Consider the following 21,301-nt stretch of genomic DNA (forward strand, 5'->3'; position numbering starts at 1 on the left):
ATGAAATTTATAGCTATTGTTGGAACGAATGCAAAAAAATCCTATAACCGTAAACTCCTTCAGTTTATGAAAAAGCACTTTGAATCAAAGGCAGATATAGAAATACTTGATATTACAGATGTTCCTATGTTTAATCAGTCTGATAATCAGTCTTACGGTCCTGTATTACAGATGTTCAATGACAAGATTACGGAATGCGATGGTGTTATTATGGCTACTCCTGAATATAATCATTCCATCCCATCCAGTCTTAAAAGCTTGATTGAATGGTTGAGCTTTGACCTTCATCCCCTTGCAGGAAAACCAGTGATGATCGTTGGTGCTTCTCTTGGAACCCAGGGTTCCTCCCGTGCACAGCTCCATCTTCGTCAGATCCTTGATGCACCGGGTGTGGATGCCAATGTAATGCCAGGCTATGAGTTCTTACTTGGCAGCGCGGATAAGGCATTTGATGAAGCTGGTAACTTAAGCAATGAGGGAACCATAGATTTCCTTGAGATATGCTTCCTTCGGTTTATGCGTTTTGCAAAAATTGCAAATCAGCTGAATGTGGAAGAGGAATTCTCCTTTGAACCGGGTGAATATGAGGTAAGTGCAATCGGTCACAGCGGAAGTCTTCCAATGAAGGTATCCTTTAGTGAGAAACGAATTGAAAGTATAAAGATTGATACCGAGGGTGAGACAGAAGGTATCGCCGATGTTGTATTTGTAAGAATACCAGATAAAATTCTGGAAGGACAGACTTTAAATGTAGATGCCCTCTCCGGTGCATCAGAGACCAGCAATGCAGTTATTGATGGTGTGGCAAAAGCCGTAAAGCTTGCCGGAGTCAACCCTGATATTCTTAAGAGACGTCCAAAACCTGCCAGCAGCCGTATCAGAGAAGACGAAGAGTATACTTGTGATGTAGTTGTAGTAGGCGGAGGCGGTGCTGGTTTAAGTGCGGCTGCTACCGCATTACAGAATGGTTCCAGTGTCATTGTTCTTGAGAAATATCCTGCAGTGGGTGGTAACACCATTCGTTCCGGTGGTCCTGTCAATGCCGCAGATCCAGAGTGGCAGAGTAAGTTTGATGAAAACCCAGGAGAGAGACATACCATTGAGTCATTGCTAAATACGGATGAGAAGGAGATCCATGCAGAGTATCTGGAGGATTTCCGGGCTCTGAAAGAAGAATTTGCTGCTTACCAGAAAAAGTTTGGCACTGAAAAAGGCCATTTATTTGACTCCCCTCTTCTTCACAGAATGCAGACCTACTTTGGAGGCAAACGAACAGACTTAGAAGGCAACACCATATACGGACAGTATGATCTGGTAAAAATAATGACAGACAGAGCGTTAGAGAGCGTTAACTGGCTGGAGGAAATCGGCGTTGAATATGATAAGAGCATCGTATTTGCTCCTGTTGGTGCATTATGGCGCCGTGGTCATAAACCTGTAAAAAGCTATGGTACTGCATTTATCCTGGCTCTTCATAAATACGTTGAGGAGAACTCCGGAAAGATCATCACTGACAGCCCGGTAAAGGAATTAATTATTGAAAACGGTGAAATCAAAGGCGTCATAGCAACTGGTGTCAATGGCCAGAAGATTACGGTCTACGCAAAAGCAGTTGTTCTTGCAAGCGGTGGCTTTGGTGCCAATACAAAGATGCTGAAAGAGTATAACACCTACTGGAGCAATATTGACGATGATATAAGAACCACCAATTCCTATGCCATGACTGGTGATGGAATCGTCCTTGGTAAAAGCGCAGGAGCAGCGCTTACTGGAATGGGCTTTACACAGATGATGCCTGTATCTGATCCTGATACCGGCGAGTTATTCAGCGGACTTCAGGTACCACCGGAAAACTTCGTAATCGTCAATCGGGAAGGAAAACGATTCGTCAATGAATTTTCCGGAAGAGATGTGTTAACAAAAGCTGCCATTGACCAGGGTAGTTTGTTCTACCTGATCGCTGATGATGAGATAAAGAAAACAGCAGCTAACACCAGTCAGGAAAAGATTGACCGTCAGGTAGAAGCCGGCACCTTATTCAGAGCTGATACCATAGAAGAGCTGGCAGTGAAAGTCGGTATGGATCCGGCAGTTCTTAAGGATACGGTTAATAAATACAATTCCTATGTTGACGCGGGTTTTGACCCTGAGTTCCATAAGGACACCTTCAGCTTAAAGGTGGAGAAGGCTCCATTCTATGCAACTCCAAGAAAGCCAGCGGTTCACCATACCATGGGCGGACTTAGAATTGATACAAACGCCCGTGTATTAGATGAAAATGGCCAGCCAATCAAACATCTTTATGCAGCCGGAGAAGTTGCTGGAGGTATCCATGCAGGCAACCGTCTTGGCGGTAATGCGTTAACTGATATCTTTACCTTCGGACGAATTGCAGGAAAAACCGCTGTAGATGAAATGAAATAACAGCAGCCTGATTAAGAATAAGATCATCTTACCCTTGCCTATTTTGGCAAGGGTATTTTAATGCGACAAAAACTATCATTTGTTCTTGCGAATAATGTTGAAATGGGTCAATTGTTGCGTTTTGATTTCATTTATTAAGTGGGGAAAAAGCTATATAATAGAATTGTTACTGAAGTGATACTTAGAGGTACAAAAGGAGGTTATAAGCAATGACGAAACACAGGAGTAAAATAAGAAATATGGCTCTATTTGCACTGACAGCCGTTCTCATGACCGGTAATTCTGTTTCCGCTTTTGGAGGTACCGGCAACCAGCAATCAGGTACCTTTCGCATCCTCACTTATAACATTGGGGGTCTGCCATCCATGTTCTCCAGCAGCGGAGATCCAAAGAATTACATTCCCCAGATAGGAGCTAAGCTCCATGCCTATGATTTAATTCATGTGCAAGAGGACTTTAATTATCATGCAGCCCTTTATGCAAACGACACTCATCCATACAGGACTCCAACCTCAGGTGGGGCAGGAATTGGAGATGGCATGAATTTCTTATCCAGCTTTCCCTATGAAGATATGGACCGGGAGACATGGACGGATCGTTACGGGCTCATTGGCAACGGCAGCGATGAGCTGACACCAAAAGGATTCATGTACAATCAGGTGAAAATCGCAGACGGAGTTTATGTGGATGTTTATAACCTTCATGCTGATGCAGATACGGATCCAAAATCCCAGGCTGCAAGACGCAGCAATTTGTCTCAGCTGGCCACATACATAGAGGAATATTCCAAAGGACATGCAGTCATCGTTTTCGGTGATACCAACTGTCGCTATACGAGAGCGGATGATAACTTAAAAGCCCTGTTCGTAGACCGGCTGGGAATGAAAGATGTGTGGATTGAAAAAATTAGAAATGGAGATTATCCGCAGATGGGAGCAGATGCACTCCTTGGAGTCTCAGGTTCTACAAGTCCTGACAATGAGGTGGTGGATAAGATTTTTTACCGCAGCGGCAACGGGGTGACCCTGACCCCATCGTCTTATAAGGTTGAGAATACATATTTCACCGACTCAGCCGGAAACCAGCTGTCGGATCATTACGGGATCAGCAGTGAATTTTCGTATACCACTGACAGCCGTCTCACCTACAGTAATTTATGGGGAGGATCCGGCGGCATTGCCTTTAATTTCTTAAGAAGTATGGCGCCCTTAGATAGTAAGCCAGTTTCTGTATCCATACGTGGAGATAACCGGGTGGATGCCGTCTCCATGACTTATGCAGATGGGACCGTACTAAGGAATGGAGGAACCGGAGGAACAGAAAAAACACTGGCTCTGGATTCGGATGAGTATATCACGAAAGCCGTCATATATAAAAACGCCTATAACAAAGGGGATCGGATCTTCTATCTGGAGCTGACCACAAGCAAAGGACGTGTGTTAGCGAACGGTGTAAAAAGCGGAACTTCCCTTACGTTAACGGCTCCTCAGGGAACGTATCTTGCAGGCTTTTTTGGACGAGGGGAAGCCAATGTGGATAAACTGGGAGCAATCTGGCGAACCATAGGGTCCAGATAAGATGATTACAGGGGCTGTCACGACCTTTAAATTTCCACAAGATATGGCTTTTAATTCCTGATTCAATCTCCATAACTTGTTTGAAGAAAACCGTCGTTGACAGCTCCAAAATCTCATGACTTTCTATTACAGATTATTTCAGGTTGACATTTTAATCTATATATCGTAATATTATAATATATAGAAATATAGATTAGTTGAAGTGTTTTCTTACAGAAAAGAGGTCTTTATGAATAATAACATCGAACATTATACAGAGGCAGCGGAGCTGTTAAAGGTGCTTGCCCATCCGGTCCGTTTATGCATGGTCAACGGATTATTGGAAAAAGGAGAATGCAACGTAAGCTTTATGCAGGCATGTCTTAAAACGCCTCAGTCCACCGTATCCCAGCACATACAGAAATTAAAGGCTTCCGGGATTATAGAGGGCCGAAGGGAAGGACTTGAAATTTATTACCGGATCAAGGACCAGAGAGTGGCAGAGCTGATGAAGCTGCTGGTGTAGCACTTTATTTAAAATAATTTATCTGGAGGATAGTAATCATGGGTAAAAAGGTTTTAATCGTAGGCGGTGTTGCAGGCGGAGCCTCAGCAGCAGCCAGGCTTCGAAGGCTTGATGAAGAAGCTGAAATCATACTTTTTGAAAGAGATGAGTATATCTCTTATGCTAATTGCGGCCTGCCATATTACATTGGAGGGACCATTGCAGATCGGGAGAAGCTCCTGGTGCAGACACCTCAGGCCATGAAAGATAGATTTGGAATTGACGTGAGGACTCACAGTGAAGTAATATCTGTGGATATTAATAATAAGACAGTTCGGGTAAAAAATCCGGAACGGGGAGAGTATGAAGAAGCCTTTGACAGTCTGATCCTTTCACCGGGAGCAAAAGCTCTGCGTCCGGATATACCGGGGATTAACAGCCCCTTTATCCATACCTTGAGAAATGTAGGGGATACGGATCGGATCAAAGCCTGGGTGGATGAAAAAAAGCCCTTAAGAGCAGTGGTAATCGGCGGAGGCTTTGTAGGCGTTGAGATGGCGGAAAATCTTAAGGAACGGGGAATTAAGACCACGCTGGTGGAAGCGGCTCCCCACATACTGGCTCCCTTTGACGATGATATGGTACTGGCGGCAGAACAGGAATTAGAGCAGAATGGGGTCCGTCTTATTTTAAAGGATGGCATTACAGCCTTTCACGAAATTGAAACCGGCATAGAGGTTCATTTAAAAAGCGGGAATACACTTTCTGCTGATCTTGTAATTCTGGCTATGGGTGTAAGGCCTGATACCTCATTTCTTTTATCCAGCGGTATTGAGCTTGGGGAAAGGGGACATATCCTGGTAAATGACCATATGGAGACAAGTGTCAAAGACATCTATGCAGTCGGCGATGCCATCCAGGGAAAGGATTTCGTTACAGGAAAGAAGAGTGCAGTGGCACTGGCTGGCCCGGCTAACAAGCAGGGGAGGATTGCCGCAGACAACGTAGCTGGTCTCAGTTCCCGCTATGACGGCTTTCTTGGTACGTCCATTATCAAGGTATTTCATTTGACGGCAGCCCGAACAGGTGTCAGTGAAAGAACTCTGAAAGCCGATGGAATGGATTATAACATGGTACACATATATCCCATGTCCCATGCTTCCTATTATCCCGGAGGACATAACATATCCTTAAAGCTGATGTTTGATAGGAATGGAAAGATACTGGGGGCGCAGGCAAGCGGATACGACGGAGTCGATAAACGGATCGATGTGATTTCTACGGTCATCAGTATGAAAGGCACGGTAGAGGATTTGACCAGACTTGATTTATCCTACGCTCCCCCTTATTCCTCCGCAAAGGATCCGGTCAATATGGCAGGCTATGCAGCAGAAAATGTGCTTCGTAATTTAAGCCATATCACAACCTGGGATAAGGTGCTTGAAAACAGAGAGGAGATACTTCTCCTGGATGTGAGAGAGGAAGTGGAATACAGCTTAGGCCATGTGGAAGGCTCCATAAATATTCCTCTCAATACCTTAAGAAGCAGACTTTCCGAACTTAAGAAGGACCAGAAAATAGTCGTATACTGCCAGGTGGGGCAAAGAGGCTATCTGGCGGACCGGATTCTCACCCAGCATGGATTTCAGGCGGAAAATGTGACCGGCGGCTATAAACGCATAAAAGATTATCTTCATAAGGAAGAGATTGAGCCTGCCATTTCAAATGCGAATGAGCCGGGTAAAGAAACAGCCAAAACCCTGGATGCCACAGGACTTTGCTGTCCTGGCCCCCTTCTAAGAGTAAAGCAGGCCATGGACCAGCAAAAAGAAGGTGAGATTTTAAATGTCACGGCATCAGATCCCGGATTTTATGAAGATGTGAATGCATGGTGTAAAAGCACGGAAAACCAGCTTTTGAATCGCAGCCGGGAAAATGGCAATGTAACAGCTGTAATCCGCAAAGGAAAATCAGTGATCCCAAGCCCTAAGGAATCTGTCGAGGAGAATGGGAAAAACAACAAGACCATGGTAGTATTCAGCGGTGATCTGGATAAAGCCATTGCTTCCTTTATCATAGCCAACGGCGCTGCATCCATGGGAAGAAAGGTGACCATGTTCTTCACCTTCTGGGGACTTAATATATTAAGAAAGCCGAAAAAGGTAAGGGTGAAAAAAGGACTGATGGACTCCATGTTTGGCATAATGATGCCAAGAGGCAGCAAAAAATTAAAGCTATCCCAGATGAACTATATGGGAATGGGAGCTCAGATGATACGTTCCGTCATGAAGAACAAGAACGTGGATTCCCTGGAAAGTCTTATAGAGGCGGCAATTTCAAACGGTGTGGAACTCGTGGCTTGTCAGATGTCAATGGATGTTATGGGATTAAAAAAGGAAGAGCTGATCGATGGTATAAAGATAGGCGGAGTAGGCTATTACCTGGGAGAAGCGGAAGAGTCTAATGTAAATCTATTTATATAAAAATACAGACAAATAAAACGGGAAGCCTGGGACAATTAACTGCCAGGCTTCCCATGTTTCATTGCTTTAAAGATTTAAGCTTATTTTAACACATCCTGATATTCCGGGTGCTTCTCAAACCATGCAATTGCATAAGAACAGGTAAGAACTGCTTTTTTTCCCTGAGAGCGGAGATGATCAGCTACCGCTTCCATAAGCTTTCCAGCCACGCCCTGGCCTCTTAAAGAATCATCTACAAAAGTATGGTTGATATCTACGGTGTCCGCATCCACGTTGGGAAACGTAACTTCGGCCAGCAGATTATTATCGGAATGAAAATAAGCGATCTGATTTGGATTATACGTAAAATTCATATGATTTCCTCCTTACATGTAATAAAGAAATTATATCACGAATGGGGGAGCCATTCAACAAATCGGGAGAAATATTTTCCTTGTCTGTCTGTCTTAATGTGACAAAAAAGTTTGGTTTGCATACTATATTAATCAAAGAATATAAAAATGGTAAGGTGAATCTATGGGAATTATGAGTCTCTTCCTGCAAAAGATAGCAAGATTACGTGAGAAAGAGGCCGAACAAGGGGAGGCTTTCTATGAGGAGCAGGTGACAAGGTCGGTAAATGATTTTGTAAATGTACTGCAACTTACCCTGAAAAAGACAGCAGAGGAATTTGCATCAAGAGACGGGGCAAAGATATTTCATAGTGACCTCGCGGCCTTAGCAGAGGAAAGTAACCCCGATGTAAAAGATGTGGAAGAACTGACCCAAAAGATACATAATGAAATCAAAAGAATACAGTCCATCATATCCCTTCATGCAGGCAAGGTACAAAAGGCAGAGGGAATCCGCACTGGTCTTAAGCTATTGGAAGACATTGAGACGGGGCTTAAGTCGATTTACCCCTTTGAGGAAGAGGTGCTTGATAAAGATACCATAAAGGAATCTAAAACCGTAAAGGATTTAGATATTCTGCTTACGAATCTATCGGCCCTCATAGAAAATAAAGAGGTATCAGAAAGATACAGTGAGCTGGAAGGCCAGCTTAAGGAGATTTTTGCATCTGCTCAGAAGCTGGTGCAGTCATTTGAGGATGTCACTCCGGAAGAATCAATCGAAGAGCTAAAACAGAATGCCACTGAAGTATTCAGCAGCTTTCAGGAGCTTCTTCCCCTTGTATCTTCCTGCATTGAAGAATTTATTGCCGCAGTTCAACGTGAGAATGAAGAAGTGCTGAACGAAGAGGAGCAAGGCGAACAATTTAAGGAGTATAAAAATGAGCTGATTCAGTTGATTGTCTTAAATGAAAGACTCAATAGCTGTATCCATTCTGTAAAAGACAACAACCAGTCATAGCTTTTAAGACGAGGGTAAGATTTCGGACTCATGAATCCGGAATCTTATCCTTTTCTTTATCTGTATTAAAAAGTGCTATATGGTACAGGACCATCATAAGATGGTATGAACAATTTATTGTAAAGCAGGTGGAAGATTGGATTGGACAAATCGTGATTCGGACTTAAGAATGTGGGAGGCAGTTCCTCAAACTGGCTATCTGGAAGAGGCATACAAAGCTTTTGTGGATTCCATAGTTCCCCGTTCTCCAGATCTTGCGGAGCTGTATGGGATGATCCAGTATTACGGTGCATTGGATTTTAATACAGATGAGTATCTTATCATGTCAATGGGCAGTCTCTACGTTCCCGTGGCAATTTTAGGAGCCGAAGTCTTAAACACGGCTGCCAGACAATATCTCTATGAGAGGGATGGAGAAGCTAATGTTGAGCCTCCTCTCAATGGATCTTACTTTGCCAGGCTTACCATGAATGAACGGCTTGCCGTCATGGCAGTGCTTTTGGGACCGGATCGAATCAACTATTTTCCTGTGCAGGAGAATTTTGAATTGGAAGACATCCTTCCTATTTTCCCGATTATGAACCGGCTGACTTTTATGGGGTATTATTCTGAATGGTGGGGGTATGGTTCCACCAGGATTCTGCCTCCCAATCAGAGAGTTCTTGAGTATTTCCCCGGAAGCTGGGAGCAGATTGGATATCCAGGCCCATCCCTTGGTTACAGGGCTGCAAGGACTTATGATTATACTAAGTAACCGGAAGAAACTAAGAATTGGAGGAAAATATGGCGAACGGATACGATGCAGATGTAATTGTAATAGGTGCAGGAGGCGGCGGAGGGGTAATCGCAAAGGAACTGGGAGAGAAAGGAATTAAGGTTCTGGTCATAGAGGCTGGTCCCTGGTATGGCAACAGCAAGTGGCCAAGGCCCAACGAGGAGCCTGGGGCAGAGCGTGGTTCCAGCATGGATGATCTGGATATCAATCTCTTAAAGGCCACCTTTACGGATCTGGAAGATGATATGAATGATTCCATATCCGGCAAATTTCGCTGGGGTGTGGCAAACAGGGATTTGAGTCCCTGGATCAGGGTATTACCTAAGGGAGGCTTTACCTGGCAGTCGGCAGGAGTGGGTGGAACAACACTGTTGTATTGGGCCAATTCCCCCAGGGCATATCCGGAAGCATTTGAAAAGGAATGGCCTATTTCCTATGAAGAAATGATTCCATATTATGAGAAGGTGGAAAATACCCTTCCTGTTCGGGAAGCTACGGGAACAGCCAAAGAAGATTTATTTTACTACGGTGCAAAAAAGATGGGGTGGAAATACATACAGGCAAAAGATATAACAGAACCTGGCTACCGGGCCCAGCCCAATGCCATATTAGGGGTCAATCCCATGCTAAATAACCCTGATTTTGATATCCAGAACAATCAATCCGTTGGCTGTACCTTAAGGGGACACTGTGTCAATGGCTGCAGTCTTGGTCCCAGTGTGGATACGGTGGCAAAGAGATCCACTCTGGTCAGCTATATTCCCATGGCGCTCCGGACCGGCAATGTGGAAATCATGCCAAATTCCTTTGTTATAAAAATCAATACAGGGGAGGATAGCAGCCAGGGTATCTACGCGCAAAGCGTTACGGTGAGAAATACCTGGACGGAAGAGATTCGGGAGCTGCGGGCAAAGGTCATTGTTATGTCCTGCGGTGCCATTGAATCACCAAGGCTATGGCTTAATTCCGGTCTGCCTGAGAATGAGTGGGTGGGAAGGGGTCTGACCAATCATATGATTGACTGTGTCTCCGGTATTTTTGAAGAGGAAGACTTAATGAATGCCCTTGGAATGTCAGAAATAAATCCTTTTGTGGGACAGAACTCAGCCGCCCGCTTTGACTATCCCGGTCTTGGAGCCTTTGAACCCTTTGGAACAAGTCCTGGCATCAATTCTCTTATGATCTATGGAACCAGCCAGAAGGGCTATTACTTCCAGAACCAGACCACAGATGAGGAGCCTTGGGACAGAGAAGGGATTATAGCCGGTGAGCTTTTAAAAGAATTTATGAGAGATTACAGAAGGACCCTTAGCATTGTTGTTTTTTCAGATGATTCCGTCAATCAGAACAATGGTGTTTACTTAGACCCGGAACAGAGAGATGAAAACGGGTTCATTCCAATTATATCTTATGAGTTAAGTGAAGAAGATACTTTAAAAAGGGATCAGCTGGTAGGCCTTGCCTGCGATATCTTAAGAAGCGCAGGGGCGAAGACCGTTTCCCGTGCCAACTGGCCGCCGGATGTGTGCGCCCATATCATGAGTACCATGCGCATCGGATATGTGACGGATACAGACTGTGAGGCAAAGCAGGTCAAGCGGTTGTTCATTGCAGATACCAGTGTATTATGCAATGGACTGGGAGGCCCTAACCCAACCCTGACCAGTCAGGCGCTGGCTACCAGAACGGCAGAGAAAATTGTTGCAAAGTATTTTACCCCTGCCACTACATAAATAAAGGGATTCAGCCATATTTTAAAGCTGGATCAAACATGGGAAAGAGCCGATTGGAGTGAACATTCCATCGGCTCTTTGATTGTAAGAAAAAAACTTAATCCAATAATTTGCCTAAAAAGTAATCTTTATTTTCTATAAATAATTTGGTTATCTGGTAGGCTTCTGTCTCCTCGTAAGAAATGGGAAGAACCGATGAACCATCAAAAGAGTAGATTAATGCATCGGGAAATGCCAGCAGAATGGGAGAATGGGTAGCTATGATGAACTGTGACTTACTTTTGACCAGTCGGTTGATTTCGCAAAGTAATGTCAATTGCCTTTGAGGAGATAGTGCGGCTTCCGGCTCATCGAGAATATAAAGCCCCTTTCCACCAAATCTGTCTTGAACCATGGATAGAAAGCTTTCTCCATGAGACTCTTCATGTAATGACGGTATGATGCCCTCATATATATCATCAATTTCCGTTGCAAAATTATAAAAACTTTCTGCTCTTAAAAAGAAACCATCCTTTGCATGCTGGAAGCTTTTTGAGAGAAGTAATTGCTTATACAAAGAGGAATGAGTATTTCTTGAAGAAAAGTTATGGTCTAAGCTCCCTCCTTCCGGATTAAATCCATAGGCGATTGCAATTGCTTCCAGCAGAGTAGATTTTCCGGCTCCATTCTCCCCTACAAAAAATGTCACTGAATCATTAAGAACCAATTGGTCGGTATTTTTAAGTGCTTCAATCTCCTCATAATAGGTACAGGATTCTTCCTTGGGCCATCGAAAGAGGACTTCTTTTATATACATAATGCACCTGCTTTCCTCATTAAAAAATCAGAGGGTGTCATTTCTCCCTCTGATTTCATTATAACATGAATGATATGTATTCGATAGCTTTCTTCTATCCATAATTTTATTTCATAAGATAAATAAAATGGTTTGCCTCTCTTAATAAGTGATCCGTGTAAAGAGCAAGCATGATAGACTGGACCTTGCAGCGCATAATAGCATCGGTTGTGTTTGCTTTAAAATCCCGAATCTCATTGGTGCTGATTAAAAGCTCCTGATTGGTGGGGAAGGTATTCGTTCCCGTTTCTTCCTCGGATAGAGTATCAAAAAGCTCAGCAAGCTGGTTTGCCCTGTTAAAATATGCGGCTTCCGTTGGATCAAATTGGCCTCTCATGACCTTGGCGTGATCTGCCATGTTATGGGTCCAGAAGATCTTATAATCCTCTATGGCATTTTCATCTCTGTTTTGAAGCGCGGAAAGAATCATCTGATATCTCTTTGCTTCCATTAGTACGTGTAAGATATCCCCGGTGTACATCATGGTAAAGAGACGGCAGGAGGCTCTGTCATTTAAAAGATCAGACTGGAACTGAATAAAGGAATCGGTGAGGGTAAGAACACTCTGGTTTAGATGAATGACATCCTGCTCTAAGCTTCCTGTAATTGTTAAATTGCCATAAACAGGAGCGATATCGTATTCCTTTACCGTAATATCAGGCCTTGTGCTGATACCGGTATAATTTTCTGCATCCTGCTCGGCTCCTTCGGTAAATTGGGTATAATACTGACCGGACTCCAGTGCATCACGGGGAATCATCCCGTTGGATAAAATAATTGTGGTCAATAAAAACTGATCATAATTCTGTTTGTAGGCATCAGCCTTTTGTGCAAGGGATTTTCCGGGAGGCGGCATGGTTGCTTCAATGAATATGGCATGTTCTTTCATAATACGGAGCCAAAAGAGATGATATTGCAGGGACCATTGTACGAATAATTCTTGGGATAACATATACATTACTCCTATGAATACTAATTAGTGAATCTTATGCTTGTTGTCCAGTAAGTATTCAAAAAATCGAACAGGCAGATTTTGCTTGTTTTCATTCCCTGTTTTTGATATTATATCAAGAAAAAACATGTAAGAGAGGTGGTTCCTATGAAAAAAGAAATTTATTTAGCAGGCGGGTGTTTTTGGGGAACAGAACAATATCTTCAGAACATTCCGGGTATCCTGGCAACAGAAGTTGGCTATGCAAACGGCAACACAGAACACCCCACCTATGAAGAGGTATGCAGGCACAACACCGGCCATGCAGAAACAGTCAAGGTGGAGTATGAGGACACGGTAATAGGGCTTCCCTATATTTTAGAACTGTATTATGATGTGATCAATCCAGTCAGCATAAACCGCCAGGGCGGTGATGTTGGATCTCAATATCGAACCGGAATCTATTATACAGATGCAAAGGATGCACCTGTGATAGAAGAATCCATAAAAAAGCTCCAGAATCGTTATCAGGAGAAAATAGCCATTGAGCGGCTTCCTCTTGAAAATTATTATAAGGCAGAAGAGTATCATCAGAAATACTTAGATAAAAACCCAGGGGGATATTGCCACATAGGAGCAGATAAGTTTGAAAAGGCAAAAAAGGCAGTAGATAAGGATAAAAAGTTTGCAAAGAAACCGGAAAATGAACTAAAACAGGAGCTTACGAAAGAACAGTTTGAAGTAACTCAAAACAGTGCAACAGAGGCTCCTTTTCAAAATGAGTATTACAATGAATTCCGGGAAGGAATCTATGTGGATATTACCACTGGAGAACCTCTTTTTATGTCGGCGGACAAGTTTGATGCCGGCTGCGGATGGCCCAGTTTTTCAAAGCCAATAGAATCAGCGGCGATTAAAGAACTTCTTGATACCAGTTACGGTCGGATCCGAACAGAAGTAAGAAGCAGTCATGGGGATGCTCATCTTGGTCATGTGTTTACCGATGGCCCTAAGGAAACGGGCGGACTTCGTTATTGCATCAACAGTGCTTCCCTTCGGTTCATACCAAAAGAGAAGATGGAAGAAGAAGGCTACGGAGTGTATCTGGGATTGTTTTAAGTTTGTATAATTTAGAGAACCTGGAATATAATGTACTAAAATATTTCCAGGAGAAGTGAATGTTTCAAGGCGTAAATAGAAACAGAATTCATTCTTGCAATGATGATGATACTATGTTGGAGCGGTTTCTGGATCCATCCGATATCTATATCATAAGAGGCTACGGAGTGGAGGTTTTTATCAACAACTTAGATGCCCCCTCCAGCATGGTTTTCGACGAAGAAGGAAATATTTTTATCTCCGATTCCGGAAGGGCTACAGACCATCCCAGAATTCTTAAACTGGTGAACGGACAGTTTGAGACCATTGCAGATGATTTTGTTACTCCTATATCAGGAATCAATTATCTGCATGGGATTCTCTACGTATCTCACAGAGGCTTCATCACCAAAATATATAAAGACGGTACAAGACAGAATATTATTATGGGACTGCCCAGCAATGGGGACCATATAAACAGTCCGGTCGCTTTTTCTCCGGATAATAAACTATACTTTGGACAGGGTACTGTTACCAACAGCGGAGTGGTGGGTAATGACAATAAATGGGTGACCGTTTCTCCATTGTTATGTGATTATACAGGTGATTATGTCATGCTCTATGGCCAGAATTTCATGACAGATAATATACTAACAGAAGCTGTCACAGACGACCCTGCATTTACCGGTGCATTTTCCCCTTATGGGATTCCTAATATTGAATTTGAAATTAGAAAAAGATATATAAAGGCGTCAGGAAGCATCTTACGTGCCAATCTGGACGGTTCTAATTTAGAGCAGGTCGCATGGGGATTTCGTGATCCTGCGTTTTTAAGGTTTGATAACAGCGGGCAGCTCTACGTGGTGAATAACGGCTTTAATCCAGTCGGTTCCAGACCCATTGAGAATGCCAGCGAAGATTTTTACTATGTCACACCGGATCAGTGGTATGGCTGGCCTGATTATTCTGGTGGAGAACCTGTAGATTCTCCCAGGTATACCCCGGCAGGAGGAGTCCAGCCCACCCTGATTTTTAAAAACCAGCCCAATGTGCCGCCCAGACCTTTTGTGCGGTTTCCGCCTAGTTCCACCTTATCAGGCTTTGAATTTAATTATAATCGAGCCTTTGGTCCTTATGGAGATGTTTATGTGACCGAGTTTGGAAGCACCATTGACGGCCGTATGGGGGAAGGAACGTCATATGCAGGTTCTGGGCACCGGGTGTCCAGAATCGATATGAAAGCCAGAACCATCAGTACCTTTGCCATTAATAAAAACGGATTTCCCTCATCCATTGCAAGAAGTGGTGGATTTGAACGTCCGGTTCATCTTCTTTTCGGACCAGACGGAGCCATGTATATTGTTGATATGGGATATAATCTGGATGGGGATCCCAGCGTGTTTATACCAAAGACCGGTGTTGTATGGAGGGTTTACCGAACGGCAGAAGCCTTATGAAATTTTAAGGTTCCACAATTTAGCAGGAGATGAATCAACGATGATTGATGAGATACTTGAATATAATGAAGAATTTGTTAAGAATAAAGGATACGAACGGTATATAACAAACAAGTATCCCGATAAAAAAACAGCTATAGTATCCTGCATGGATACCAGACTGACGCAGCTCCTTCCAGCCGCACTGGGCATAAAAAATGGCGATGCCAAGATAATTAAAAATGCCGGGGGCATCATTTCCCATCCCTTTGGAAGCGCAATGCGAAGCCTTTTAATCGGTATTTATGAGCTGGGAGTGGATGAGATTCTTGTCATTGGACATACGGACTGTGGAGCCAGATATACGGACAGTCAGGGAATGATTCAGAAGATGAAGGCCAGAGGTGTGGAACAAAGAAATATTGATTTGATTAAATATTACGGCATTGATTTTGAAACCTGGCTGGGCGGTTTTTTAGACTTAGACCAGTCTATTACGAAATCCGTGGATATCATTCGTAATCACCCGCTGGTACCGGATACCATTAAGGTCTACGGTCTGGTGATTGATTCGGTAACAGGTGCACTGCGCCGTGTGGTGTAGGGCCGGGGTTTATGGACAAAGGAGAGATTCTGTATGAAGCTTGGTATTGCAGGAACAGGAATGATAGTAAAGGATTTTTTATCCGTCAGTGACCAGATAAAAGGTTTGCTTATAGGGGCAATTTTAAGCACTCCTAAAAGTGAAGCTTCGGCGAGAGAGCTTGCGGCTCAATATGGAATCGAGAAGGTGTACACCCAGTATGACCAGCTTTTAATTAGTGATGTGGACACGATTTATGTGGCATTGCCCAATCACCTTCATTTTCCGTTTGCCAAAGAGGCTTTAGAGGCAGGAAAACATGTAATTGTTGAAAAACCCTTTACTACCAATGTTTCAGAAGCTTTGATATTAAGTGATCTGGCTCGGGAAAAGGGTTTGTTTCTGATAGAAGCGGTTACCACGCTGTATCTCCCGAATTATAAAAAAATAAAAGAAATGCTGCCTGAGCTTGGAGATATAAAGATAGTACAATGTAATTTCTCTCAGTATTCTTCTCGTTATGATTCCTTTAAACAGGGCATGGTCCTTCCGGCCTTTGATCCCTGCTATTCCGGCGGTGCTCTCATGGATATTAATATCTATAACCTGCATTACGTGACCGGTTTATTTGGAGAGCCAAAAGGGGTAGAGTATTATCCCAACATCGAGAGGGGGATTGATACCTCAGGCATATTAATTCTCAGCTATTCTGGTTTTCAGTGTACCCTGACAGGTGCTAAGGACTGCTCCAGTCCGGCTGTATACAGAATACAGGGAGACAGAGGATATCTGTTTCAGGAGACAACAGCCAATGTATGCGGAGAAATAAATGTTGTGTCCAATGATGGGACAAGGGTAGTAATGAATGAAAACCACAGGAATCACCGCATGATAGATGAGTTTACAGAGTTTCAGGAAATGATAGATAATCACAGGCTTTTAAAGTGCTATGATCTTCTGGACCACACCCTTTTGGTCAGTAAAATTCAAACGGAGGCAAGAAAAAAGGCAGGAATTTATTTTTACGGGGAGAAAGAAAATTTATAATTGACAATTATTCCCCCCTGTGCTATGATTGCGGAAATAGTGAAAAGGCGATGAAGAGAAATAGTACATATTCGCGGAATTTCAGAGAGAAGATGGTTGGTGCGAATCTTCATTCCAAGGTATGGAAGCAGTCTCGGAGCTTTGGACCGAACGGTGATTTTTTCCTTAGTAGGCTCCAACGTATTCCCACGTTACAGGGACTCGGTATGATAGTACCGTAAGAGTGCAGAGAATTCTCTGAATTTAGGTGGTAACACGGATTGTATATTCGCCCTAAGCGTTTCGACGCTTAGGGCTTTTTTTTATTTCATATTACGCAGAAAAAGAAGGAGAGAAAATTATGAAGACATTTGAAAAATCTGCAAAACTGAACTACGTGTGTTATGATATCAGAGGGCCGGTTATGGATGAGGCCAACAAAATGATTGACCAGGGGATTGATATCCTGAAGTTGAATATAGGAAATCCTGCTCCCTTCGGATTTCGGGCGCCGGAAGAGCTGTTAAGACTTATGAATGAGAATCTATGCAACACAGAAGGCTATTCCGATTCCAAGGGTCTTTTATCTGCGAGAAAATCCATTGTGGAATATTGCAGAAAAAAAGGAATCCATCAGGTGACCACTGACGATGTCTATACAGGAAACGGAGTCAGCGAGCTGATTACCCTATCCATGCAGGGACTTTTAAATCCTGGTGATGAGATTTTAGTTCCCTCTCCGGATTACCCCTTGTGGACTGCTTCCGTCACACTTGCAGGCGGAAGTGCAGTTCATTATATCTGCGATGAGCAGTCAGAATGGTATCCGGATATTCAGGACATTAAAAGTAAGATTACAAGCAGAACAAAAGGCATTGTTGTCATTAACCCAAACAATCCAACAGGAGCCTTATATCCCAGGGAGCTTCTTTTGGAAATCACAGAGCTGTCCAGACAGAACGGACTGATCATCTTTGCCGATGAGATTTATGACAGACTGGTGCTTGATGAAGAGGAGCACGTATCCATCGCATCCCTTGCACCGGACCTTTTGACCATTACCTTTAACGGTCTGTCCAAATCCCATCTAATCGCAGGTTATCGCTGCGGCTGGATGTGCCTGTGCGGAGATAAATCCTTTGCGAAGGGATATGTGGAGGGAATCAATCTTTTATCCTCCATGAGGCTATGCTCCAATGTTCCTGCCCAGTCCGTCATCAGTGCTGCCCTTGACATGGAAGAGGAGACAAAACAGCTCCTTGTACCAGGGGGTAGGGTCTACGAGCAGAGAGAATACATATACCACGCATTGAATGCGATTCCAGGAATCTCTGTGGTAAAGCCGAAAGCTGCCTTTTATATGTTCCCGAAAATCGATACGAAACGGTTCCAGATTGAGGATGACGAAAGGTTTGTTTTAGACTTCTTAAAGGAGAAGCAGATCCTTCTGACCCATGGCGGCGGCTTTCATTGGGAAACGCCGGATCATTTCCGGGTGGTCTATCTGCCGGAGATCAATCAGCTGAAAACTGCCTGTGAAAAGCTGTCTGATTTCCTGTCTTATTACAAGCAGAAACACTGATTCAGGCAAAAGGAGGGCTATGAGATATAGAAAATTAGCAGTGCCGGTGATGTTAGTATCTCTGCCGGTGATTATGTTTGAAGGTCTTTTTCCGCTTTACACAAAACAGCTGGGTTACTCAACGTTTCAAATGACCATTTTTTATTCTGCCTTCGCTCTGGCAGGGCTTGTGATGAGGTTTTTCATGGGAAAGCTTTCTGATAAGTATACCCGGCGAAGGGTGTTCCTTTTCGCGGTCTTATTGTATGCAGCTGCCTATATATCCCTGTCCGGGGCGGTATCCATGCCTCATATCATGGCAGCAAGATTCATTCAGGGAGCCGCCGGCATTTTACTCACCCTTTCTGTGGTTGGAGTTATTACCGATGAAAATGATAAGTTCGCCCAGACCATGGGCCGGTTTGACAGTAACCGGAACCTGGGGGGAATGATTGGGGTAGGGCTTTGCTTTCTGATTTTCACCAATTACGATTTGCTCTCAGGCTGGAACATATTCTTTCTATGTTGTTTTGGAGCTTCCCTGTCCGCATATTTATATAGCCTTGTGAAAGTCAGAAAGCAGGAAAAAGCAAACGTCCCCCGGAAGGCTAAGGTTGTATTTTCAGTTGAAAAGAAGAAGCTATGGATATTTAACCTGTTTTTCTGCCTCTTTGCAAGCATGACCGGAGTTCTGCTGATTCCATATGTGACAGCAGCTTTTGACTTAGGAATGGAATCCCTAATATCTGTTTTCTTTTTTCCTATGGTTGTTTCTTCCTTTGCAGGCCCTCATCTTGGGCGGCTGGGAGATACCTTTGGCTACCGAAGGGTCATGATTTTATCTGCCTTTTTATTAGCCCTTATAGCTATTTTAGTTCCCATGATTCATACCCCTGACAGCTTTACCATCATCTGGACCCTTTATGTTTTATCCATCTCTGCGCTGGACTATTCCATGGATGCTTTGTTTGTTCAGGGAATAGAGGAACATGTGATAGGGGATTATTATGGAAAGTATGCCTTTGGCTCGAACATTGGTCATATTCTGGGACCATTGGCGGGAGGATACTTATTTGACCATCTGGGAATCAGCACTCCCTATATTACCTTTTCTGTGTGCATGTTATTCTTTGCAGCGGCGTGTATCCGGTATATGCCAAAAGGGAACAGAACTTAATCATCTAAGAGTGTTTTAACGCGATTGAAATAATATGCCTCATGGACCAGCATCTGATATCTGTTGGTCTGTGGGGCATTTTTAAACTTTTTAGGGAAGCATGGAAGAAAGGTATGAACAATATAAAAAAACCAACTTAATTAATAAAAAAGTAAACATACATGCATGGTATTATTTGTTATAATAAAGAAAATGTGTAAAGTTTACAGTGAAATAGGGAAGGCGTATGGCTAAGATGGGGATAGAAAGGAGGGCAGAAGCACATATCCCTGAAGATATATGATCCGTAACGAAATATAGAGAGGAGGGAGACCAGTTTCAATTATTTTAAGATAGCATTTGATAATGTTAGAAAAAATGGAGGGTGTTTATGAGTAAATTATGGAAGCTTTTAGGCTTAATGCTTGTTTTGCTAACGTGTTTTCCTTTTGTAAGCTATGGGGATAATCCCATAATTACTGATGTCTTTACCGCAGATCCGGCAACGCTTGTGTATGATGGAACCTGCTATGTATACGTTGGGCACGACGAGAATGATGCGCCCAATACGGGATATAAAATGGTGGACTGGAAAGTCTATTCCTCTACCGATATGGTAAATTGGACGGACAGGGGAACCGCTCTTACCGCCAAGACCTTCAGCTGGTCAGGCGGAGATGCCAATGCAGCCCAGTGTATCTATCGGAACGGAAAGTTTTACTGGTATGTCAGCACCCATGACAAAACCAATCCGGGAGTGGCTATCGGTGTTGCGGTATCCGATAGCCCCACAGGTCCTTTTAAGGATGCCTTAGGGCGTGCTCTCATTACCAATGATATGACCAAATATGCGTCTCACTCATGGGATGATCTGGACCCTACCGTATTTATTGACGATGATGGACAGGCATATTTATACTGGGGAAACAAAGCCTGCTATTGGGTTAAGCTGAATGATGATATGATTAGCTTAAAGGGGGCAATTACAGCCATTCCAATCACAAAAGAAGCCTTTGGACCAGGGTTTGAGGAGGCTCCCTGGCTGTATAAAAGGAATGGATTATACTATCTTTTATATGCCTCCGGATTTCCTGAGAGCATCGCATATTCTACCAGCAGCAGCCCTGCAGGTCCTTGGACTTACCGTGGGATTATTATGAAACCGACTCCTACAAGCACCACCATTCACCCGGCAATTGTAGATTATAAGGGAGCTTCTTACTTTTTATACCACAATGGATCATTGCCCGGAGGCGGGAGCTATAAGCGTTCCGTCTGTATACAGAAGTTTCAATATAATTCAGATGGGACCATACCCTTACTTACAGATACAACCACAGGCCTTAACGGGACCATGAGCCGTATGAAGTCCTATAATTTCCAGAATATGTACTGGAGGAATTCAGACTTTAACGTGAAAATAGAAGCAAACGTAACTCCGGCAACGGATCAATTCTGGCAGGTGGTACCTGGACTGGCAGATTCTACAGATGGCAATGTATCCTTCCGCTCGGTTTACTATCCTGGGTATTACTTAAGACAAAATAACAATGAACTGAAGCTGGAGAAACAGGACGGCAGTACAAAATTTTCAAAAGATGCCACCTTTAAGAAGGTTCCTGGTCTAAAAGATTCAAGCTGGTCATCCTTCCAGTCCTTTGCTGCACCTGATTTATATATCAGACATAGTAATTATACCTTGAGGATGAGTACTATAAGTACGGATCTGGACCGACAGGATGCCACCTTTCTAATCGGTAAGTAAAAGCTAATAAAAAAAGCCTTGTCTTTGATTCGTAAATAGCCCGTTTAAGGGCATATCAAACAATCAATGACAAGGCTTTTT

17 protein-coding genes and 1 other annotated feature are annotated in these 21,301 nt (G+C 43.4%); of the genes, 14 read left to right on the top strand and 3 right to left on the bottom strand.

The features are described 5' to 3' along the window. The 4 genes from OW255_RS07785 to OW255_RS07800 all read left to right on the top strand — a co-directional run bounded on the left by OW255_RS07785 (window position 1) and on the right by OW255_RS07800 (window position 6,968). Window positions 1-2,424 (top strand): flavocytochrome c, encoded by a 2,424-nt coding sequence (locus tag OW255_RS07785; protein WP_268116283.1) that lies wholly within the window; start codon window positions 1-3, stop codon window positions 2,422-2,424. A 209-nt stretch (window positions 2,425-2,633) separates the two neighbouring features. Continuing rightward, window positions 2,634-4,001, top strand: a complete 1,368-nt coding sequence (locus OW255_RS07790; RefSeq protein ID WP_268116285.1) for a jacalin-like lectin — start codon at window positions 2,634-2,636, stop codon at window positions 3,999-4,001. 229 nt (window positions 4,002-4,230) lie between these two features. Then, the gene (locus OW255_RS07795) at window positions 4,231-4,506 is read left to right on the top strand and encodes an ArsR/SmtB family transcription factor (RefSeq protein ID WP_024836479.1); all 276 of its coding nucleotides are present in this window, start codon (window positions 4,231-4,233) and stop codon (window positions 4,504-4,506) included. A 38-nt stretch (window positions 4,507-4,544) separates the two neighbouring features. Further along, on the top strand, window positions 4,545-6,968 hold the full coding sequence (locus OW255_RS07800; RefSeq protein WP_268116287.1) for a CoA-disulfide reductase: 2,424 nt from the start codon (window positions 4,545-4,547) through the stop codon (window positions 6,966-6,968). Window positions 6,969-7,048: 80 nt separating this feature from the next. Here OW255_RS07800 and OW255_RS07805 read toward each other — a convergent pair whose 3' ends face one another. Further along, complete coding sequence (locus OW255_RS07805) at window positions 7,049-7,321, bottom strand: GNAT family N-acetyltransferase (RefSeq protein ID WP_024836477.1); 273 nt, start codon at window positions 7,319-7,321, stop codon at window positions 7,049-7,051. A 163-nt stretch (window positions 7,322-7,484) separates the two neighbouring features. On the opposite strand from OW255_RS07805, the gene OW255_RS07810 reads away from it, so the two are divergent. The 3 genes from OW255_RS07810 to OW255_RS07820 all read left to right on the top strand — a co-directional run bounded on the left by OW255_RS07810 (window position 7,485) and on the right by OW255_RS07820 (window position 10,829). Beyond that, window positions 7,485-8,321, top strand: coding sequence for a hypothetical protein (locus OW255_RS07810; RefSeq protein ID WP_024836476.1), 837 nt, complete (start codon window positions 7,485-7,487; stop codon window positions 8,319-8,321). A 136-nt stretch (window positions 8,322-8,457) separates the two neighbouring features. Beyond that, a complete protein-coding gene (locus OW255_RS07815; protein ID WP_024836475.1) occupies window positions 8,458-9,075 on the top strand; it encodes a gluconate 2-dehydrogenase subunit 3 family protein in 618 nt (205 codons plus the stop codon). 29 nt (window positions 9,076-9,104) lie between these two features. Continuing rightward, complete coding sequence (locus OW255_RS07820; protein WP_268116289.1) at window positions 9,105-10,829, top strand: GMC family oxidoreductase N-terminal domain-containing protein; 1,725 nt, start codon at window positions 9,105-9,107, stop codon at window positions 10,827-10,829. 97 nt (window positions 10,830-10,926) lie between these two features. Here the strand turns inward: OW255_RS07820 and OW255_RS07825 are convergent, their stop codons facing one another. After that, window positions 10,927-11,625: an AAA family ATPase gene (locus tag OW255_RS07825; RefSeq protein ID WP_268116291.1), complete on the bottom strand. Its 699-nt coding sequence runs from the start codon at window positions 11,623-11,625 to the stop codon at window positions 10,927-10,929. A gap of 106 nt (window positions 11,626-11,731) precedes the next feature. Then, window positions 11,732-12,616: a DUF2935 domain-containing protein gene (locus OW255_RS07830; RefSeq protein ID WP_268116292.1), complete on the bottom strand. Its 885-nt coding sequence runs from the start codon at window positions 12,614-12,616 to the stop codon at window positions 11,732-11,734. Window positions 12,617-12,763: 147 nt separating this feature from the next. Between OW255_RS07830 and msrB the strand changes: the two genes are divergently transcribed. From msrB to OW255_RS07865, 7 genes are all read left to right on the top strand, one after another. Beyond that, the gene (gene msrB / locus OW255_RS07835; RefSeq protein ID WP_024836471.1) at window positions 12,764-13,714 is read left to right on the top strand and encodes a peptide-methionine (R)-S-oxide reductase MsrB; all 951 of its coding nucleotides are present in this window, start codon (window positions 12,764-12,766) and stop codon (window positions 13,712-13,714) included. Window positions 13,715-13,773: 59 nt separating this feature from the next. After that, window positions 13,774-15,150, top strand: a complete 1,377-nt coding sequence (locus tag OW255_RS07840) for a PQQ-dependent sugar dehydrogenase (protein WP_024836470.1) — start codon at window positions 13,774-13,776, stop codon at window positions 15,148-15,150. A gap of 40 nt (window positions 15,151-15,190) precedes the next feature. Beyond that, a complete protein-coding gene (locus OW255_RS07845; RefSeq protein WP_024836469.1) occupies window positions 15,191-15,733 on the top strand; it encodes a beta-class carbonic anhydrase in 543 nt (180 codons plus the stop codon). A 33-nt stretch (window positions 15,734-15,766) separates the two neighbouring features. Further along, window positions 15,767-16,759, top strand: a complete 993-nt coding sequence (locus OW255_RS07850; RefSeq protein ID WP_268116295.1) for a Gfo/Idh/MocA family protein — start codon at window positions 15,767-15,769, stop codon at window positions 16,757-16,759. Between the two features lie 41 nt (window positions 16,760-16,800). Next, window positions 16,801-17,038: a binding site (T-box leader), on the top strand. Between the two features lie 61 nt (window positions 17,039-17,099). Continuing rightward, window positions 17,100-18,320, top strand: a complete 1,221-nt coding sequence (locus OW255_RS07855) for a pyridoxal phosphate-dependent aminotransferase (protein WP_024836467.1) — start codon at window positions 17,100-17,102, stop codon at window positions 18,318-18,320. 19 nt (window positions 18,321-18,339) lie between these two features. Further along, window positions 18,340-19,476 carry an MFS transporter gene (locus OW255_RS07860; protein WP_268116297.1) on the top strand — a complete coding sequence of 379 codons (1,137 nt, stop codon included), beginning with the start codon at window positions 18,340-18,342 and terminating at the stop codon, window positions 19,474-19,476. Window positions 19,477-19,846: 370 nt separating this feature from the next. Further along, entirely contained in the window at window positions 19,847-21,220 is a 1,374-nt protein-coding gene (locus tag OW255_RS07865) for a family 43 glycosylhydrolase (RefSeq protein WP_268116299.1), read from the top strand. Window positions 21,221-21,301 lie beyond the last annotated feature (81 nt).

Source organism: Lacrimispora xylanolytica (assembly GCF_026723765.1).
In the GTDB taxonomy this organism is placed as follows: Bacteria; Bacillota; Clostridia; order Lachnospirales; family Lachnospiraceae; genus Lacrimispora; species Lacrimispora xylanolytica.